The 20,742-nt window shown below is 54.8% G+C and carries 14 protein-coding genes; 5 read left to right on the forward strand and 9 right to left on the reverse strand.

Features of this window, described 5'->3' with window-relative positions; translation table 11 throughout:
• The first annotated feature begins 195 nt into the window (after window positions 1–195).
• A complete protein-coding gene (locus tag MKY86_RS21355; protein WP_143803866.1) occupies window positions 196–1,221 on the forward strand; it encodes an alpha/beta fold hydrolase in 1,026 nt (341 codons plus the stop codon).
• 33 nt (window positions 1,222–1,254) lie between these two features.
• Here the strand turns inward: MKY86_RS21355 and MKY86_RS21360 are convergent, their stop codons facing one another.
• The 9 genes from MKY86_RS21360 to MKY86_RS21400 form a co-directional block, all read right to left on the reverse strand.
• Complete coding sequence (locus tag MKY86_RS21360) at window positions 1,255–1,911, reverse strand: class I SAM-dependent methyltransferase (protein ID WP_076084158.1); 657 nt, start codon at window positions 1,909–1,911, stop codon at window positions 1,255–1,257.
• Between the two features lie 382 nt (window positions 1,912–2,293).
• Window positions 2,294–5,071: an alpha-mannosidase gene (locus MKY86_RS21365; protein ID WP_076084155.1), complete on the reverse strand. Its 2,778-nt coding sequence runs from the start codon at window positions 5,069–5,071 to the stop codon at window positions 2,294–2,296.
• Window positions 5,072–5,086: 15 nt separating this feature from the next.
• Window positions 5,087–5,908, reverse strand: a complete 822-nt coding sequence (locus MKY86_RS21370) for a carbohydrate ABC transporter permease (protein ID WP_076084152.1) — start codon at window positions 5,906–5,908, stop codon at window positions 5,087–5,089.
• Window positions 5,909–5,929: 21 nt separating this feature from the next.
• Complete coding sequence (locus MKY86_RS21375; RefSeq protein ID WP_076084149.1) at window positions 5,930–6,796, reverse strand: carbohydrate ABC transporter permease; 867 nt, start codon at window positions 6,794–6,796, stop codon at window positions 5,930–5,932.
• Window positions 6,797–6,863: 67 nt separating this feature from the next.
• Window positions 6,864–8,246 (reverse strand): extracellular solute-binding protein, encoded by a 1,383-nt coding sequence (locus MKY86_RS21380; protein WP_076084146.1) that lies wholly within the window; start codon window positions 8,244–8,246, stop codon window positions 6,864–6,866.
• A gap of 99 nt (window positions 8,247–8,345) precedes the next feature.
• Window positions 8,346–9,638, reverse strand: coding sequence for a glycoside hydrolase family 125 protein (locus tag MKY86_RS21385; protein ID WP_445669905.1), 1,293 nt, complete (start codon window positions 9,636–9,638; stop codon window positions 8,346–8,348).
• Between the two features lie 302 nt (window positions 9,639–9,940).
• Window positions 9,941–11,089: a GntR family transcriptional regulator gene (locus MKY86_RS21390; RefSeq protein WP_076084143.1), complete on the reverse strand. Its 1,149-nt coding sequence runs from the start codon at window positions 11,087–11,089 to the stop codon at window positions 9,941–9,943.
• 111 nt (window positions 11,090–11,200) lie between these two features.
• Window positions 11,201–12,481, reverse strand: coding sequence for an MFS transporter (locus tag MKY86_RS21395; RefSeq protein ID WP_076084140.1), 1,281 nt, complete (start codon window positions 12,479–12,481; stop codon window positions 11,201–11,203).
• Window positions 12,482–12,577: 96 nt separating this feature from the next.
• Complete coding sequence (locus MKY86_RS21400; protein WP_076084137.1) at window positions 12,578–13,027, reverse strand: CBO0543 family protein; 450 nt, start codon at window positions 13,025–13,027, stop codon at window positions 12,578–12,580.
• A 174-nt stretch (window positions 13,028–13,201) separates the two neighbouring features.
• Here MKY86_RS21400 and MKY86_RS21405 point away from each other — a divergent pair, with 174 nt between their 5' ends.
• From MKY86_RS21405 to MKY86_RS21420, 4 genes are all read left to right on the forward strand, one after another.
• The gene (locus MKY86_RS21405) at window positions 13,202–13,813 is read left to right on the forward strand and encodes a LysE family transporter (protein ID WP_340827446.1); all 612 of its coding nucleotides are present in this window, start codon (window positions 13,202–13,204) and stop codon (window positions 13,811–13,813) included.
• 168 nt (window positions 13,814–13,981) lie between these two features.
• Window positions 13,982–16,243, forward strand: a complete 2,262-nt coding sequence (locus tag MKY86_RS21410; RefSeq protein ID WP_076084134.1) for a beta strand repeat-containing protein — start codon at window positions 13,982–13,984, stop codon at window positions 16,241–16,243.
• Window positions 16,244–16,274: 31 nt separating this feature from the next.
• Window positions 16,275–18,473 (forward strand): hypothetical protein, encoded by a 2,199-nt coding sequence (locus MKY86_RS21415; protein ID WP_076084131.1) that lies wholly within the window; start codon window positions 16,275–16,277, stop codon window positions 18,471–18,473.
• A 38-nt stretch (window positions 18,474–18,511) separates the two neighbouring features.
• Complete coding sequence (locus tag MKY86_RS21420; RefSeq protein ID WP_340827447.1) at window positions 18,512–20,713, forward strand: pyocin knob domain-containing protein; 2,202 nt, start codon at window positions 18,512–18,514, stop codon at window positions 20,711–20,713.
• Window positions 20,714–20,742: the final 29 nt, after the last annotated feature.

Raw genomic sequence — 20,742 nt, forward strand, 5'->3', positions numbered from 1 at the left:
TTTACCCTTGTGGAGGGGGACTTAAACGGCTGGTCCGGCAGACTTGAAGGCACAGCTCTTCTACGCGACCGGCAGATCCGGCTGTGGAGACGCTATTTTTCCAGGTCTCAGCAATTGCTTAATTGCGGGACAGGCTGTTATACTGTTTTTTAAATAATACAATTGTATTTTAAAAAAGGAGACGTACCTACTACCATGACTAACTCTTCCAGTCACCCGAAGACTCCTGCCCCGAAGCTGCGGAGCAGACTGCTCAAATTCCTGCTAATCCTTATGTCTGCGTCCTTGCTTGTCACAGGCTCGGGCTTCCTGTATGAGGCCATCGCCTCTACCACTGCCCGTAAAAACTATCCTGCACCAGGTCAACTGGTGGATGCCGGAGGCTATAACCTGCACATCCGCCAATCTGGGGCAGGAGCCCCCACCATTATTCTGGAAGCAGGCAGCGGTGAAACCAGCCTGTCATGGAGAGACATTCCTGAACAATTAGCCGAACAAGCCACCGTTGTCACTTATGACCGGGCGGGATATGCCTGGAGTGAACCGGCGGATTCGGAACGCTCCGGCGCCAACATTGTGCGTGAGCTGCATACCGCGCTGAAGAATGCGGGTCTTCCCGGCCCGTACCTGATGGTCGGCCACTCCCTCGGGGGCATGTATGCCAGGCTGTTCACCCAGACCTACCCGGAGGAAGTCACCGGGCTGGTGCTGATTGATACCAGACCCGAGAATGACGACCGGGAGACGAAGCCGATTCTGGAGGCAGAGAATGTGGCCGGTAACCCCAGCGCTTCCCTGCTAAGCCTGCTCAAGCGCTCCGGGGCGCTTCGCCTGTTCCAGGACCAGCTCCTCGCGGGCCTGGTTGCGGAGCAGGATCGGGCACAGTTCATTAACGTTATTTCCATGCCTGCCTATTTTACCGCCAAGGAGCAGGAAGCAGCACTGGCCGGCTCTACCGAGGATGCGATACGTGGGCAGCACTTCGGCTCCCTTCCGGTGAAGATTATTGCCCGGGGTTTGCCTCAGGATTACGCTGCGTTTGGGATTTCGGAAGAAGCCGGCCGCCGGCTTGAGGGTATCTGGCAGGCCGGCCAACGCGGAATGCTGAAACTGTCATCGAACAGTGAACTGATTGTCGCTGAGAAGAGCGGTCATATGGTGATTCACGATCAGCCGGAGCTGGTTGTCAAGGCGATCCGAAGTGTGCTTGAAGCGGATTAATCCGGAAGGAAGCGAGGTTGCTTCAGTAGTAACTTAAGGATACATCGGCTTGATTCTCCCCCAGTTAGCCACCATAGAAGAGGTTAAGGGGGAGTATCCCTTGGGCATCAGAACACCGAGCCCGAAGCAATGTTCGAATTGTACCGCCGGGTAGTGCATCTGCAGTTCTCCCCACAAACGGTAGACGCCGAAGTCATCTTTTACAACGGTAACATCATGTAGCAGAACAACACCTTGATCCGCCAGCTTGGGCAGCCATGACTCAAAATCATGTTTAACCGCTTCGTAAGTATGCAGACCGTCAATATGAAGCAAGTCTATGCTCTTGTCCGGAAATTCATTCAATGCTTCGTCGAAGGTCATACGCAGCAGATGAGAAATGCCGGGGTAAAAGATAGTTGCGCACGATTGCACGGACTGAAAAAAATCTTCATCATAGGTTCCCGAATGCTTATCGCCTATCCAGGTATCAACCGCATAGCTTTTCGTTGAAAGACCGTGATCTTTTACGGCCTGACAGAATGAAAAATGGGAAGCGCCAAAGTACGTTCCTAATTCTACTATTGTGTTAGGCTGCATATGACGAACCAGATCGTAACCAAATCTGCGGTGCCCCTCCCAAGCGGTATAATAATGCGTTCCCCGTACATCTGTTTCAAAGACCGGTCTGCTGCTATTCCATGAATTCATATTTGCTCCTCCTGACAGAATCACAATTGGCTTCAGCCATAGTGACTTTCTGATATAAGTTAATGTATTCAGGAGATGTTGTTTTGATTATCCAATTATCCAAAAAATCCACGGACTTTGTGGCCCTTGGCCTACCGCGCATGCTGGCGCAATGCAGTCCCTCTCTTGGGTGTGGAACTACCGTGCGTATTCCGGACCCCGCCGACGGTGATCCGCCAGCATCGGCAGCCAGGACTCAAGCTGTCCGCCAAATCCGCTAAAACTACCAGATTGTCCGGATTGCGCACGAAAAAACGGTACAAACCAAAGCTCAATTTTGAATGAGCATCTAGTTTGTACCGCTTAACTTCCATTTCAAGTCACTTCACTAACAGGGTGCTGCTTAGTCCTCCAGCTGATACACCTGCGTGACGATCTTGTAGCCGTCCACGGTCTGCTCCGCTGCCGCTAGCTTCGAGACCCGGCGCTCCAGCACATCACTCTCGTAGACCGCCCCGCTCTTGAAGGATGGCGTAACTTTAAGCTCCGCCGCTTCTGCACCCAGATTGTACCAGCGGGCCACGAGATCGCCCGTCTCCTCGGATAGCTTCAGGGTGGAGAAGGCCAACGGGGAAGCTTCGGCATTCCAGCTTAGCCACTGCCCGGATACCGGCAGAGCCATTCCGCCTGCATGCGGACGTCCATTGACGGCCGGTACGCGTGCAGCCGGGCCTTGGGTCTGAAGGACCGTCCATGGAATCTGGTATTGGTAAGCCTGGGCATAAGCACCGGATACAGCGCCGTCACCAGTGTAAGGGATGATTGCATATTCTACGCTCTGCTCGCCCAGGCACTGGGCCTCCGGCGTCTCGAACACGCCCCAGTCTCCCAGCTCAGAGGAGGAACGCAGCAGGGTCACGGCAATCGTGTTCTTCCCGTCCAGCAGAACCTCGTATTCATTCAGGCCTTTGTTCGCCACGGCAAGTCCATGGACTCCGTCTGCAACACTGACGAATACCTGCTGATGCTGGGCGTTGCTCGGATTGATCCATTCTGCCGCTGGCCGGTTATTACGTCTGGCCACCTCGAAGACGGAGTCCGCATAGTGATGATCCGCTTCGAGTCCTGTAGGGAACAAGGCTCTGAGCCGCTGATCCTTGGCCTGGTTATTGAAGCGGGTTCTGACCTGGAGCATTCCGCTTCCGGCTTCCAGCGTGTAATGGGTTGTCAGTACAAGCGAAACCATCTCCTCCGAACGCCCGGCATTGCGCTCCGTGAACGGAACCATCTCCCGCTTCTCAGTGAGGAAGGCCTCGTCTGCACTTGCCGGAACCTCCCACCGCAGCACGCTCTGCATGACCACGCGCGAGCGGGACTGCTCGATGCAAGTGATCTCAGCCGTTAAGCCTTCGGTGGTCAGCACTTCGCTGCCTTCCGGCTGGCGGTAGACATACTCATTGCCGATATCACCGGTGTTCTCGTATGCGTTCAGCCCGGCATATACCGCACCGGACTGCTTATCTGTAACAGTCACGGTACCATTATCAGCAACCGCAACAATCAGCTTGGCATTCTCCATGGTGTGGCCCTGCACATGAACTGCGTCTAGCGGAGCCGCTTCTGATTCAGAGGTTCCGGCCACCAGAGCATACGTGCGGTAGCCCAGCGATAGTACATCCGCTGCCGGGAAGGTTACCCGGACCTTGCGCGCCATATATGGTTGGCGGAAGCGGTCCTTCGGCAGCTCGTACCCGAAGTGGACGCCCAGGTCCTCAATCTCTGCCGGAATTACTTTACCCTCTTCGTCCCTTACCAGCCACTGTGGCAGCGGCTCCTGCCCCAGCTCCTTCGCCAGAGACTGTGGCGTAGGTCCCTGCGGGAAATATTTCTTCGCCGTAATCAGCTCCGCCGTTAGGGTTCCGCTTCTCGACCAGCCGCTGGTATTGAACACGGTGAACGGAACGGCTTCCGGTCCCCAGGCCGCTACCGAGGAGACATCGATGGCTTCGGTGAGTGCCGCCGCGCTCTGGGCGGCAATCGCCTCAGCCATCTGGCTGCTCTTGGCGAACCGGGTCACCATCTCCCGGTGTACCTCGTCCACGCTGCAGCCGCAGATACTGTCATGCGGATGGTTCTGCATCAGCGTCTTCCACGCATACGTCAGCAGATGATGCGGATAAGCCTGCACCCCTGCCAGCGCGGCGAACGCCGCCAGCGGCTCAGCCACCTTTTCCAGCAGGGTCTGGCCGGATTGGTTCAACTGCTTCAGGTATACCCGCGAGGATGCCGTATTGACCAGTGTCCCCCATCCATCCGTATGCTGGCTGCGCAGCTCGCCCTCCACTGTAACCAGATCGCCGGGAAGATTATTCCCCAGCGCCTTCAGATATTCGTCGAAGTTGGAATGCACGAACTCTACCTCGGGATACAGGCTGGAGGCGGTGCGGATGGCCTCGGACAGATCCGTCTGGATCGGCTGATGATCGCACCCGTTCATGAACAGCAGATGCGGAGTAGAAGCGAACTTCTCGGCGTCTGCGAGATTCTTGTCCCAATAAGCCTTGGCGGCCACCGGATCGGCCGGAACCTCCATCCCGTTGCAGTACCAGTTGGCGAACAGCACGCCCAGCACCTCCGAGCCGTCCGGCGAACGCCAGATCATCTCGGAATAAGGAGACTCGTAGGTATCGTTCTCGCTGACTTCATTATTGAAGCCTGTCGGCTTCACGCCGCGTCCGAAGATGGCATTCGTAATTCCGGCCTGCTGAAGAATCTGCGGTGCCTGGCCCATATTGCCGAAGGAGTCAGGGAAATAGCCGGTTTTGGAGATGATCCCGAAGGGTCTGGCGTCCATATGCCCGATCAGCAGATTGCGCAGATTCGCCTCCCCACTGGTCAGGAACTCGTCCTGGAGCACGTACCACGGACCGAAATGAATGCGTCCTTCACGGATATAGCGGTCCAGCCGTTCTCTCTGCTCCGGACGGACCTGCAGATAATCCTCGCGGATAATCGTCTGTCCGTCCAGGTGGAAATAACGGTACTCCGGGTCTTGATCCAGCGTATCCAGCAGCTTGTCCATCAGTTCAATCAATAACAAATGATGATGTTCATAAGGCATATACCACTCGCGGTCCCAGTGGGTATGCGAGATGATATGCGCCTTTTTGTGCTTAGTCATAGGGGTAATCCTCCATTATCCTTTTGTCGCTCCGCCCATGCTGAACCCTTTGGACATATACCGCTGGGAGAACATATACAGCACTACGGAAGGCATCGTATAGAGCAGTGAGAAGGCAGCCAGTCTGCCATATTCGACCATGCCGTGGCTGCCGAAGAATTGATAGATCGTGACGGATGCCGGCAGCTTCTCCGGCGTCTGCAGCAGAATATACGGCACGAAGAAGTTGCCCCAACTGCCTGAGAAGGTGAAGATGGCAATCGTTGCGATACCCGGAAGCATGAGCGGGGCAACGATCCTTCTTAATCCGCCCCATACCGAGGCTCCGTCGATCCATGCTGCTTCCTCCAGATCAATCGGCACGGAGTCCATGAAGCTCTTCATCATCCAGATGCCATACGGAAGGGAAGATGAAGTGAGGAAGAGCATGGTAGCGAAGATTGAATTCTGTAATTTGAAGAACAGGAACATTTGAAATACCGGAACCATGACAGCCGTAATCGGCAGCGCCGTCATGAACAGGATGCTGAGTAGAAAGCTTTTTTTGAAACGCATCTCATAACGGGATAAGGGATAGGCAGCCAGTACGGATGCAAGGACGACCAGGGTCGCCTGACCTCCGGAGAGAATGACACCCACGCCGAACGAGCGCAGATTGCCGCTGTCTCCGAGCACTGCCGAGAAGTTATCCAGCGTGAAATTGGGGAACCTTATACCCTGCTGGGCATTTGTATCAAACGAAGCGAGCAGAATCCAGAATAACGGCAGCAGGAAGCAGAGTCCCAGAACCACCAGAATGCCGTATTGTATATTACGTTGAAGCCTATGCTTGACCACAGTGATGCACCTCCTTCAGGGTTAGACCTTGACTTTCATTGATTTCATGTAGAACAAGCTTGCAACAATTCCGATCACCAGCAGCACAAGTGAAATCGCGGTACCGTATCCGAATTGATAATTGACGAAGGCCTGATTGTACATAAATACCGGCAAGGTCTGAGTGGCCGTACCCGGGCCCCCTCCGGTCATGGTATAGATCAGTGTGAATACGCCCAGCGTCTGTAGCGTTACGAGCATCATGTTGGTGACAATCGAACCTTTAACCATTGGGATGGTGATGTAGCTTAGAATTTTGAAGTTGCTTGCCCCGTCGATAGTGGCGGCTTCCTCGATATCCTTAGGAATCTCATCCAGTGCCGATTGATAGACCATCATCGAAAAAGCGGTCCCGTGCCAGATGTTCGCAATGATTACACTCACCATCGGGAAGCTGAACAGCCAGGAGACCGGGCTAATGCCAAACCAGCCGATGATCTGATTGAGGGACCCGTTATCACTGAAGAACGCAACCATACAGAAGGCGACTACGATCTCCGGTGTAACCCAGCCCGCAATGACAATAATGCCGATGATCCGGCGGAAGGTTACATTCTTCTCCTTCATTAACAAGGCCAGAATGAAGCCGAGCACGACCTGGCCGATGACCGCTGAGAAAATCAGGAAGACCAAGGTTCTTAAGACGCTGATCCGGAAATCCGGGTCCTGGAACATGTTGGTGAAATTCTGGAACCCGATGAATTGCAGGTTACGGGCGGCGCTCCCCGTCAAGGCCATATTGGTAAAGGCAAAGCAAATCGTTAGAATAATCGGTACGATAAAGAATATCAGCAGCAGCAAGACAGAAGGCGACAGAAATAAAAATGCGCCCCGCGACTTTCTTTTCATAGGTCACTCCCCCTCCAAATCCGAAAGAGGAGAATCGCTTCTCCTCTTATCCGAATTCTCAAATCCTCTATTTAACTTCTACTTTATCTTCGCCAAGCGAGCGGGCTACGTTATCCTTCAACTGCTTCACGCCATCTTCCGGTGTAAGCTTGCCGGATGCAATGCTCTCTACAATGCTCTGAAGCTGTGCGGATACGGTAGCATACTGATCATTGGCCGGACGGAATTTAGCCACTTCCAGCAAAGCCTGAGCTTCGGCGGTAAACGAACGGTCAGTATAGCCTGCTACATCCACGGAATCGTTACGCGGGCTCAGGTTGCCCTCTGCTACTACGCGTCCTGTAGCATTCTCCTGATTCATCAGGAATTCAAGGAATTTCCATGCCGCTTCTTTGTTCTGCGATTGTGCCGGAATCGACCAGGCCCAGCCGCCGGACATGGTGATGGCCCCAGGGGCTTGACCGTTCTGCGTCGGGAACGGGGCGAAGCCCATCTTCTCTGCTACATTTGCAATTGGAGCCGCGCCGTTCTCGAACCAGGTCGATCCTGCCCAGCTTCCATCCACCGCCATAGCCAGCTTGCCTTGCGGAAAGAGCTGCTGGAAGGCAATGCTGCCGGCTTGTCCGTTAAGGGCAACCTGCATCGTTGGTCCTGTTTTATCCACATTGAATACCTGATTGATGAATTTGAAGGAGTCAAGCAGACCCGGGCTGTTTACCACCCATTTCTTCGTTTGGTCATTATAGAGCGTGTCGTTCGTTCCATACAGCAGCATTTCCAGGGTCTGCATGGTTACGCCTTCTCCGCTGGACTTGCCCACGATCATATTCAGCGGGGTTACACCCGGCAGCTTATCCTTGATGGTGCGTGCGGCCTGAAGTACTTCTTCCCAGTTCGCAGGCTTGAAAGGCACCGGCAATCCCGCTTGCGCCAGCAGCTCTTTGTTATACCAGATTCCCCGGGTATCGGAGGTGGCCGGAACGCCGTAGACTTTGCCGTCTTCACCGGTTACCCCTTCTTTGAGGTTCTCAATGAACTTGTCCTTCCAGTCACTCCAGCCTGCAACCTGTGTATCGAGCGGCTCCAGATAGCCGGCTGCCGCATCCGACTTGATGATTGAGGTGTCTTCAGCCACAATGTCCGGCGCTGTGTCAGGAGACTTCATCTGCAGTACGATCTTGGAAGTATAGTCCCCTTCACTGGCCAGTACCGGGGCGATATTAATCTTAATATCCGGGTTCGCGGTTTCGAATTTCTCAATCAGCCCGGATTTGAAATATTTGGCCAATGTGTCTTCTGAGCCTGACGAACGGAAGGTAATGGTGACTTCTTCCTTGCCTCCAGCATTTCCCGAACCCGCATTGGAATTGCCGCTTGAACAGGCCGTTGTCAACAGAAGAAGGGAAGCCATGGCCGCTGTCATCGTTACTTTTAATTTATTTGTTTTCATTTGTCTTTGCCCCTTTGTTTTATGGTTTCATAACGCTTTCATAAAAGCTTCAGGAAGAACGGCTAAGCCGTTTCTTCCGCAGATCAAACCGTACCAGAGCTACTTCAACACCCGAAAACCGCAATAATCCATAATCAGTTCACTGAACAGCATATTCGACCAGGAGAACCATGGACGGGTGAACTGTGAAGCATCCTCCACGGAGAAGCCTTCATGGGTCAGGCCGGTTCCGGCATCCGTGTCTTGAATGAGCTGGAGTAAGCGCGCTTTCTCGCTGCGTTCCGGGGAAGTCAGGCCCTGCATCGACAATGCGATGTGCCAGATATAACCCTCCGGGGTATGCGGGCTTCCGATGCCTTCCGCCGCGCGTCCTTTATAGTAATAAGGGTTATCCTCACTCAGAATGAACTTCCGGGTATTCCGGTACACCTCGTCACTCTCGTCGGTGTAGCCCAGATACGGCAGGGACAGCAGGCTTGGAACATTGGCATCATCCATCAGATTGTAGTGGCCCAGCCCATCCGTCTCATAAGCATAGATTCTCCCATATACGGGATGATTATAGATGCCATGCTCTTGTATTCCCTGATTGATCTCATCGCCCAGCTTCTTCGCGGATGCTGCAAGCTCCTGATCCCCGTAGATCTCACGGGCAATCTCTTCCAGATAACGCAGGACAACGACAGCGAACATATTGGACGGAATCAGATACCCGTATTCACAGTTATCGTCACTTGGACGGAAGCCTGACCAGGTCATCCCGGTATATGCGGTCTCACTGCCTTTGCCTTCTCTGGCCAGTGTGTCCGTAAGCGGGGCATCCAGACGCTGGAAGGTATACGGGGACTTGGTCTCATGATGCTGCTCCACTCTCCACAGCTTCAGGATCGCAAAGGCAGCCCGGCGGAAGGTCTCATCGAACTGCGTGACACAGCCGCTATTCTTCCATAGCAGATAACTGAGCTGAATCGGATAAGCCAGCGAGTCAATCTCATATTTACGTTCCCAGATCCATGGGCTCATCTCGGTCAGATCGGATTGATGTCCGTGGCCGTTCGCCGTTTCATTGAAAGCATTGGCATACGGATCAAGCAGGATATAATTCATCTGCCGCTTCACCAGCCCCGCGATCATCGCCTCCATCCCCGGGTCCTCGGCGGCAAGCAGCAGATACGGGCGGACCTGCGCCGCGGAATCACGCAGCCACATAGCTGGTATATCACCTGTTATAACAAAAGTGGTCCCGTCCGCTTTTGGTGAAATCGTGGTACCAATCGTATTGATGATGCAGTCCTCGAACATCTTGGCCAGCTTGGAAGAGTCTGGAAGCTCTCTCTGTACCCTCTCGATCAAATCATGGACGGACTTTGGAATTTCATTCTGCAGTTTCAAGGTTGTATGTTGCACCTCCAAATAGTATATATCAATATTTCAAACGCTTTCATCATAGTAAACAAATACTATAAACATGTCAATATATTATTGGTATATTTATAGACTATCCTGATCTAATGGTATAAATATTATGTACAGATATGTTATTTCTATGTATGGGGAAATTACTTTGATGGGGGTGGAATGAAGAACCTACATACCGAAACGACAAAAAAGCCTTCGCAAACGAAGGCTTTAATCTCACTCCGGCCATTGGGCATTCTGCCATTTCAGGCACATTGGTCCTCACACCAACCAACTCACTCCTGCCGCGCCTGTGCGGTTGAGCGGCCAGGAATGAATTGAGCCGGCAACAGAATCCGGGTGATGGGCTGTTCTTGTCCCTGCATCGTCAGCACATTCTCGAAGGCTTGCTTGCCGATGCTGAACTGATTCTGACGCATATGCGTCATTCGGCAGCCCTCATGCGGATCGGGACTGTCGAAGCAGATGACGGACAAGTCTTCGGGAATGCGCAGTCCCAGCTGGCCTGCCGCCTCCTCCACCAGCAAAGCGATGTCATACTCCGCAGCAAACAATGCCGTAATCTGCGGATATTTCCGCAGATGCTCCACCAGCCTGTCCACATCTCCGATCCGGGCCTGCGGGTCGAAGACATTCGGCATGGTGGACGTAATCGTCTCCATCCATAGCTCTCGGTTCAACAGCAGATTATGCTCCACATGAGCTTCAATAATGCCGTCGATCCGTTCCTCAATGGCTGTGGTATTCGCCGGCGGCGGAGCCAGGAATCCGATATGCCGGTGTCCCAGCCCGAACAGATAACGGGTTGCCTCCTTGGCGGCCTGCACATTATCCGTACTGACGGACGAAGCGGGGATCCCCTTCAGGTAACGGTCAATCATGACGAACGGGAATTTCTGAATGACCAGCTTCAGAATCTCGGCGCTGAAGTATTCGCCTTGTGCCGGAAAAATAATCAGCCCATCCACACCAATCCCCAGAAGCTGCTGAATCGCCTTCTCTTCCAGTTCTGGAATCCCGAACGACCGCCGCACCACCAGGAAGGCGTCATGGTCCCGCGAAGCCTCTTCCATCCCGTAGATCAGCTCGGTACCGTACATATCACTGAAGTGTGTAATGACCAGTCCAATAATCTGTTTCTTGCCGGGGGTCCCGGGCGGCTGCTGGAAATCAAACGGTTTCATTAATAACGAATTCGCATCGGCGACGAAGGAGCCCCTGCCCGGCTGGCGGATAATCAGTTGTTCATCGGCCAGCAGCTTGAGGGCTTTCTTGGCTGTAATCCGGCTCACCCCGAATTCACTGCACAGCTCTTTCTCGGAGGGAACCCGGTCCCCGGCTTTATATTCATGTTGTGTGATCCGTTCGCGCAGCGTTCTAAAAATCATTTCATACATCGGGATCGAGCCCGAGTCATTGGCCATATTCAAGCACCTCCATTACCACTTTCTCTCAAAGACACATCCTAATATACCATGTTATATTAGGAATGTGAAGAATGGGTTATGCTTGCATATGGTTGATATGATCTTAAGTTACCGTGCACGCTGGCGCAATGGGTTCGCTTTCTTCGGCTTATACTGGCTTCGCTCCGGCTGGCCTTCTCCTTCCGAATCCTCCTTACTGGGAGTCACCGCGAAGAAGGACAGCAGGCCGCCGACCGCGCCGACACCAGCCATGGTGCCGAACAAGGTCCAGTGTCCCCGGTTCATTAAGAGTGACACCACCGGCGGTCCCAGCGCAACCCCGATGAATCTCATGCTGCTGTACAGGGAAGTAATCGTGCCCCGATTTTCCTTCTCAATTCCTTCTGTAATCAGCGCATCCATGCAGGGCAGAACCACCCCGATCCCGATTCCGCTTACACTCAGGAAGCCTACCATGTAATAGATGTTCTCGTTGAAACCTGTCACTAGCGTGGAGGCTGTCAGTAAGGCCATGCCGCCGAAGCCGAGCCATTTCATAAGCTGCTTGTTTTTCCCGATGATCTTGCCGCTTCCGTAGGAGGCCAGACACAGCAGAGCAAGCGGAATGGCCAGCACGAAACCTTTGTAGGCGCCATGCAGGTTATATTTCGACTCCAGGATCTCCGATAAATAGAACAATACCCCGAAGGTTGCAAACATACAGATGCCGCCAATCGCAAAGATGGCATACAGCCAGCGCCCCCGCTCATGCAGAATCTCTCTGATCCCGGTCAGGAATTGCTTAAGGCTTGTCTTGACTGCCTGCTCCCCGGTCTTCGGCTGCTTGACCAGGAAGATCACCAGCAGGAACGAAATTAGGCACAGGACCGGAATGGCAATGAACGGAGCGTACCACAATAGAGCTCCCAGATAAGCTCCCAGGATCGGGCTCAGCACCTTGCCGAAGGTGTTGGAGGTCTCGATCAGGCCGAGCCCCTTACTGACCTCCTTCTCATCCTTGAACAGATCGCCTACGAACGGAAGCACGATGGGAAAAGCGCCTGCGGCTCCAATCCCCTGAACCAAGCGTCCGGCCAGTATGATCCAATACGCAGTGATTCCCGTGAAGAACCAGGCTGCGGCCACACATCCTGCTCCGCCCAGGGCAGCCAGCAGCAGACTGGGCAGAATAACGATTTTCCGCCCGAAACGGTCCGATAAATACCCGGCAATGGGAATCATCACTATGGCGATCAGGCCATAGACCGTGATGATCATACTGACTTGAAAAGCACTGATCCGCAGCTCCTTGGAAATCTGCGGCAGAATCGGCAACAGCATGGAGTTGCCCAGTGTCATAATCAGCGGGATGGATGATAGTGCAATTAATGCCCCTTTTGACCCTTTCATCGTCGAACCACCTTCAATTAGTTTCGCATCCTGTTTATTCTCGGTCTAACGACTGCATTTATACCCTTGAATCGGAATGCTACTGTGGAACCTGAATTAGTTGAAGAGGAACCTGCCCTTAACAATCAGATACCAGACGTAGCATAACGAACAAGCCAGTAAATAAGATACAAACGTCCAGCCCAGATTCCAGCCGTGAGCATAGCTTACTTTCCCGCTTAACACCAGGCAGAACTCAAACATAGTTTTGCAGAACGTAAAGAGCAGGAGAAGCAGCAGCGAATTCAGGGAAGACCTCCTTACCGTATAGATAAGCAGACAGGAGACCACCGGAAATATCCCCAGATTATAGGGAAGAAAGGATAGAATGCCCGAGCCGGCCGGGGTAATGCTCCACCACTTCATATGGTATCCGACCTCATCGAACACAAAGGCGATTACACTTGCAATAGGTGCGATGAGCAGGATAACTGAGCTGTCTTGTCTGAGAAAATAACTGGCAATACACCAAGGAATAATCCATCCGATGATTACGTTAATAAGCATTTAATTCCATTCCTCCATCTGATTTCACATCTGCCTATTATTGCTTAACGAATTGCCCCTTATGCGTGTAGGCGGTCATCCGCGGGCCTCTTGCTGGTTGTCCTAATCCTGACATTGGCTGAATAAGTTAGCTATATCAAGGAGGTGGACAACATTAACATATTTATAGGTTATATGGTTCTGGGTTTATCCCTGTCGGCACCGATCGGCCCCATCAATGCGGCGCAGCTCGACAAGGGATTGCGCGGAGGCTTCATGCATTCCTGGGCAGTCGGCCTCGGTGCGGTCAGCGCCGATATCATTTACATGCTGCTGGTATATTTCGGCATGATTCATCTGCTGGATGCCCCCTTCATCAAGGCGTTCCTGTGGTTGTTCGGGTTCTTTGTCCTTGTCTACACCGGAGTAGAGAGCATCCTGCATTCTGGGCAGATTGAGACAGCAGAGACGAGGGGCAGCGGGGTCACACTGTTCAGTTCCTTCGTGTCCGGGTTCCTGATGTCGCTGTTCAACCCCCTCTCCATCCTATTCTGGCTAGGCATCTACGGCTCCATCTTAGCCAAGGCGGTCAACGAATACCCGATGCAACAGCTCCTGATCTACAGCGGTGCCATCGTCCTCGGGATTCTGCTCTGGGATGTGACCATGGCCGCAGCCTCCAGCATGTTCCGCAAGTTCCTGACGCCCCGGGTGTTGAAGGCAATCTCCGTCCTGTCCGGCCTGTCGCTGGTCGGCTTCGGCTTCTATTTCGGCGTTCAGGCTGCCAGGCTGCTCTTCTTCCGTTAGAAAGGCCCTCCACCGGGGAGTGTCCGATCCGTTGCAATCTGCCAGAACATCGGGCGCTCCGTACCAAAAATCCCATGAACAAACTACATAACTAGAATAGGCTAGACTCCTTCCCATAATTGAGTATCGACATATACTGAACTACCCAATTATGAAGGAGGTATTTATTTGTCAACGCCAAATGTTCCCAATATAACTCCGTCAATTACATTGACGCGGGACGATGCAATTAATATGTTGTTCTCTTCCATTGCCATGGAAGAACTCGGTTTGGCTCATATTATTAATACAGAAGGAGAGAAAATCCAGTTCGCACTGGGTACACTGCCGGGACTCACCAGTCCACCTGCCACTCTGGCACAGATTCTGGCGGTGAACAATAGCGCACAAGGGTTACTGGGCACCATTCTCCGTCAGGAAATGATGCTTGATTCCAAGCTGGAGGCTGCTTCAAGTGTTCCCAGCATGATTGGTCCCTCAGGTCCTGTTGGGCCTGCGGGTGCTGCAAGTCCTGTTACCAGCGTCAATGGCCTGACTGGAGATGTTGTGCTGGACCCTGCAGAAGTAGGAGCAGTTCCCCTCACAGAGAATCCTTCTTATTACCCCTTAGGCTCATTTACCCAAGCCGGAGTCTACAGTTCCAACGATCCTCATGGATTCCCCCCTGTTGACAGTCCGCCAGTAGCGCATCGAGCCGTCTGGACCCTGTATGTATCTCGGGTTGGGTCTTTCATTCAGCAGATTTATATCTCCAATCCTGCCCTTTATTATCGCAGCAGTCCAGATAACGGAGTGAACTGGACTGCATGGCAAGAGATTGGCGAACGCGGCGCGACAGGTATCACAGGCCCGACCGGTCCAGATGCTACTGTAGCTCCACAAGGCGTTACCGGGAACACCGGACCCGAAGGTATCACCGGAAACACGGGCATGACCGGGAACACAGGGGTTACCGGTCATACAGGCGTCTCCGGAGCCACAGGCGATACTGGAAATACCGGTGTTACCGGGAACACGGGTGTGACCGGACCTACAGGTGCCACTGGACCTACTGGTGTCACCGGATCGACAGGTGTCACTGGACTTACAGGTGTCACCGGGCCAACGGGTGTTACTTCTGGACCCACGGGCGAGACCGGCCTCACTGGCGTTACGGGCGTTACGGGATTCACAGGCGCAACGGGTGTTACCAGCGCTACAGCTTTCACCGGAGCAACAGGTATTACTGGCGACACGGGCGTGACCGGAAACACAGGCGTTACCGGTGACACGGGGGGGACGGGCGTCACTGGGGACATTACGGGCGACACGGGTGTTACCAGCGTTACCGGCGGCGTGACCGGTGACACAGGCTTCACCGGTGTTACGGGCCTTACCAGCGTCACGGGAGGCGTGACCGGCGACACGGGCTTCACTGGCGTTACGGGCGTGACTAGCATCACGGGGGGCGTTACCGGCGATACGGGTTTCACCGGCGCTACGGGCGTGACCAGCGTCACGGGGGGCGTTACCGGTGACACGGGTGTGACCAGCGTCACTGGCGGCGTGACCGGTGACACGGGCTTCACAGGTGTTACGGGCACAACAAGTATTACAGGCGGTGCTACTGGGGATACAGGGTTCACCGGCGTTACCGGCGTTACCAGCATCACAGGGGGCGTTACCGGCGACACAGGCTTCACCGGTGCTACGGGCGTAACCAGTATCACGGGGGGTGCGACTGGCGACACGGGTGTTACCAGCGTCACAGGGGGCATTACCGGCGACACGGGCTTCACCGGCGCTACGGGCATTACCAGCGTCACGGGGGGCGTTACCGGTGACACAGGCTTTACTGGAGTTACGGGCATTACCAGCGTCACGGGGGGCGTTACCGGTGACACAGGCTTCACTGGCGCTACCGGCGTTACCAGCGTTACAGGGGGCATTACCGGCGCTACAGGCCTCACTGGCAATACAGGCTTTACCGGCGCTACAGGGGTTGTCACAGGAGCGACTGGGGCAGCAGGATTATCCAGTGACTTTGCCAATGCCACTATCGACAGCGGCACTCCTACTGTTAATGGGAATTCCCCGGTTCCCTTCAACACCATTATTCCTACAGGTGGAAGTAACAATATATCACTTGATACCACAACAGGAATATTCACTTTGGCTGGCGGTCATATTTATCTAGCCATCTATTCTGTAGGGTCCGAGCGGGATAAGTCCTTTCAGTTCGCTAGAGGTGTGTTTCCGGGTCCTCCAGATACAGTGATACCAGGAACTCTGACACTAGCAACAAGCGGCTCCGACGCTAATCACACTTCGACTACGGTTATTGATCTTATGACAGTCTCTTCAATTACACTAGCAGTCCTGAATGCTCAAAGTTCAGCTGCTATTGTTAATGGTGCCAGATGCCAGGTGACGATTGTGACACTAAGATAATGAACGATTAAATCATGAAGGAGGGTTTTATTTGTCAACACCTAATATTCCAAATATAACACCATCGATCACATTGACGAGGGATGATGCCGTTAACCTGTTATTCTCTTCAATCGCTATGGAAGAACTCGGTTTGGCTCACATTCTCAATGCAGAGGGAGAGAAGATCCAGTATGCTCTGGGCACGCTGCCGGGACTCAGCGGTCCGCCAGCTACTGTTGCCCAGTTGCTGCAGCTGGGCAACAACGTACGCTCCATGCTGAATACGACCTCCAAGCATGAAATGATGCTGGATTCTGTTTTAAGCACTGCCTCGAATCTTAAAATTGTAATTGGAGCGACGGGGCCAACAGGAACCACGGGTGCTGCTGGCGGCGTATTAAGTATCAACGGCCAAACTGGAACAATTGTGCTTGATCCTGAGGACATAGGGGCTCTGCCTTTAACCCAGGAGCTGTCTACTTCCAACCTGGACTCGTTCACAGAAGCCGGTGTCTATAGCTCCGCTGATCCTAATGGAGGAGATCCTGACAACGGTCCGCCGCTTGTAGCTCATCCCCCGGTCTGGACCTTATATGTCTCCAAGGTGGGAGAATACGTTCAGCAGCTCTATATCTCTAACCCCGTCCTCTATTATCGCAGCAGCCAGGATGCGGGAGCGAACTGGACACCCTGGCAAGAGATCGGGCAGCAAGGCTTCACCGGACCGAAAGGCGCTACTGGCGCAGGCCTTACGGGTGTAACTGGGATTACCGGAGACACGGGAATTGAGGGGCAGACCGGTGCGACCGGACTAACCGGTGTTACTGGAGCCACCGGCGTCACCGGGCCGACGGACATCATTGGGCCAACCGGTCTCACAGGATCAACGGGGATAACAGGCGTGACGGGCGTAGAAATAATGGGCGTCACTGGCGCGACCGGCCTCACCGGAGAGACGGGTGCCACCGGAGAGACCGGCCTCACCGGAGAGACGGGCATGACTGGAGCAACCGGGCTTACCGGATCCACCGGCATCACCGGAGAGACCGGCGTTACCGGGCCCACTGGGATTACAGGGCCAACAGGGGTTACCGGACCGACCGGGCTTACCGGACCAACGGGCATTACCGGGCCGACGGGCATTACTGGGCCAACGGGCGTCACCGGACCCACCGGGGTTACCGGACCGACCGGGGACACAGGTCCTACCGGCGTTACTGGACCCACAGGCGTCACTGGACCGGACGGCGTCACCGGATCGACTGGCGTTACGGGCCCCACTGGGGTTACCGGGGCCACCGGCGACACGGGACCCACTGGTGCAACGGGAAATACAGGGATAACAGGGCCGACGGGTGTCACCGGGCCAACAGGCGTCACCGGACCCACTGGCACCACCGGACCGGACGGCGTTACCGGACCCACCGGCGTTACCGGACCCACCGGCGACACGGGTTCCACCGGCGTCACTGGACCGACCGGCGTTACCGGACCGACCGGAGACACTGGACCAACAGGCGTCACTGGACCGAACGGCATCACCGGAGCGACCGGGAACACCGGACCGACAGGCATTACCGGGCCCACGGGGGATACCGGACCTACGGGCACTACCGGGGCGACCGGCGTTACCGGACCTACAGGGGACACCGGGCCGACCGGCGTCACTGGACCGACCGGCATCTCAGGGCCGACCGGGGACACGGGTCCCACCGGTGTTACCGGACCCACCGGCGTTACCGGGCCCGCAGGGGTTACCGGACCAACGGGGGTTACCGGATCGACCGGCGTTACCGGACCGACCGGCGTTACCGGGCCAACAGGATTTACCGGGCCGGCAAATGACTACCTCTATGCTAATATAACCGCCGACCCGTCTCCAACTGTTGGCCCTAATGCAGCTGTTCCGTTCGACGCTTATGTTGGAACAAGCAATAATATTGCACTTGCCGCAGGAACCTTTACTTTACAAGCCGGGCACGCCTACCTGGCTATTTACACGGTAGGAGCCGGTAATAATAACTCCTTCCGCTTTGCAAGGGGTGTAGCTCCTGGCGCTCCAAATACTCTCGTTCCGGGCACTCTTACGTCAGCATCCAATAATACAAATGTCAATCACACGACAAGTGCCATTATTGATCTTCGCGGTGAGACAACTGCTGCTACTTTGGAGGTTCAAAATGTTGGAGGGGGAAGTATAACAGTTGTCTCTGCCAGATGCGGAGTTACGATAAATACGTTGACATAACGATATACTGATCATCAAATCATGAAGGAGGGTTTCATTTGTCTACGCCTAATATTCCCAACATCTCTCCAACGATCACATTAACAAGAGATAATGTCGTTAACATGTTGTTCTCTTCCATCGCTATGGAAGAGCTCGGTTTGGCCCACATTATTAATGCGGAAGGGGAGAAAATCCAGTTTGCTCTAGGCACACTGCCAGGAATAAGCGGTCCGAACGCCACTCTGGAACAGGTGCTGGAGGTGAATAACAGTACTCAAGCCATGCTGAATACCATCATCCGCCAGGAAATGATGCTGGACTCAAAATTACAGACCGCCTCTGGTATTCCAACGATAACAGGACCGACTGGACTGACTGGAGCTACTGGACTTCCAGGAGCCGTCACCAGTGTCAACACCCAGATCGGAGCCGTTGTAATTGATGCCGAGGACATAGGCGCTCTACCTTTAAGCGAGGAAACGTCTGAGTCTGATCTAGACTCATTCACCGAAGCCGGTGTCTACAGCTCCGATAATCCCAATGGAGGAGATCCTCATCACGGTCCGCCGCTTGTAGCTCACCCCGCAGTCTGGACCTTGTACGTCTCCAAGGTTGGAGAGTATATTCAGCAGCTCTATATCTCTAATCCTGTCCTCTATTACCGTAGCAGTCAGGATGACGGAGAGCACTGGACAGACTGGCAAGAGATTGGGCAACGCGGCTCCACTGGCCCCCAGGGTGCTACTGGTGACAGCATTACTGGTCCAACAGGGACGACGGGCGTCACCGGGCCAACCGGCACCACCGGGCCCACAGGGTTCACCGGGGCTTCGGGCGTCACCGGGCCGACTGGAACCACCGGGCCCACAGGGTTCACCGGACCTACTGGAGTTACAGGGCCGACAGGCGTCACCGGAACCACGGGGGCTACCGGAGCTACTGGCGTTACCGGACCCACCGGCGTCACCGGACCCACCGGCGTTACCGGGCCCACCGGCGACACAGGAAATACAGGGGTAACAGGACCGACGGGCGTCACGGGGCCCACGGGCGTCACGGGGCCCACCGGCACCACCGGGCCGACGGGAACCACCGGACCCACCGGCGTCACCGGGCCCACCCGCGTCACGGGGCCTACCGGCACCACAGGGCCCACCGGCGTCACCGGACCGACGGGCGTCACCGGACCCACCGGCGTCACCGGGCCGACGGGAACCACAGGGCCCACTGGTGTCACCGGACCCACTGGTGTCACCGGGCCGACGGGAACCACCGGGCCCACTGGCGTCACCGGGCCCACTGGTGTCACCGGGCCCACTGGTACCACCGGACCCACTGGCGTCACAGGGCCCACCGGCGTCACCGGACCCACCGGCGTCACTGGACCCACCGGCGTCACCGGGCCGACGGGAACCACCGGACCCACCGGCGTCACCGGGCCCACCGGCACCACCGGGCCGACGGGAACCACCGGACCAACTGGTGTCACTGGACCTACCGGCGTCACCGGGCCGACGGGAACCACCGGACCCACTGGCGTCACTGGACCTACCGGCGTTACCGGACCCACCGGTGTCACCGGACCGACGGGCGTCACCGGGCCGACAGGCATCACTGGACCCACTGGCGTCACCGGACCCACCGGCGTCACCGGGCCCACCGGCACCACCGGGCCGACAGGCGTCACCGGGCCAACTGGCGTCACCGGACCCACGGGTACTACTGGGCCAACAGGCACCACCGGACCCACTGGTGTCACCGGACCCGCCGGCGTCACCGGACCCACCGGTGTCACCGGACCCACCGGAGTGACAGGACCAACTGGGGTGACAGGTGTATCAGGTGAACCTCTTAACGCTGTGTATGCTACTATATCGGTTACCGGTCTGACTGCCGAGCCTCAAGGTCCGGTGCCGTTTGATACTCTTAATGGAACAAGCGACACAGTAACACTTACACCACCTGGAACCATTAATTTAACCGCTGGGCACTCTTATCTAGTCATATATTCTGTAGGAGGTACTCCTGATAACAGATACCAACTTTCGATTGGTACTTTCCCTGATCCCCCAACGAATTTTGTTAAGGGAACATTATCTTTATCCACTAACTCCTCAAATGTCAATCACACTGCAAATGCGATTATTGATCTTATCGGAGGAGTAAATACTACCATGCAGGTCCAAAATATGTTAGGTACTCCTGTAATTATTACTACCCCAAACAGATGCGAAGTGACCATCATTACTTTAATTTAAAATTAGCTATAAACAAGGCAGCGATTCTC

Source organism: Paenibacillus sp. FSL R7-0333 (assembly GCF_038000365.1).
Classification (GTDB): domain Bacteria; phylum Bacillota; class Bacilli; order Paenibacillales; family Paenibacillaceae; genus Paenibacillus_AQ; species Paenibacillus_AQ silagei.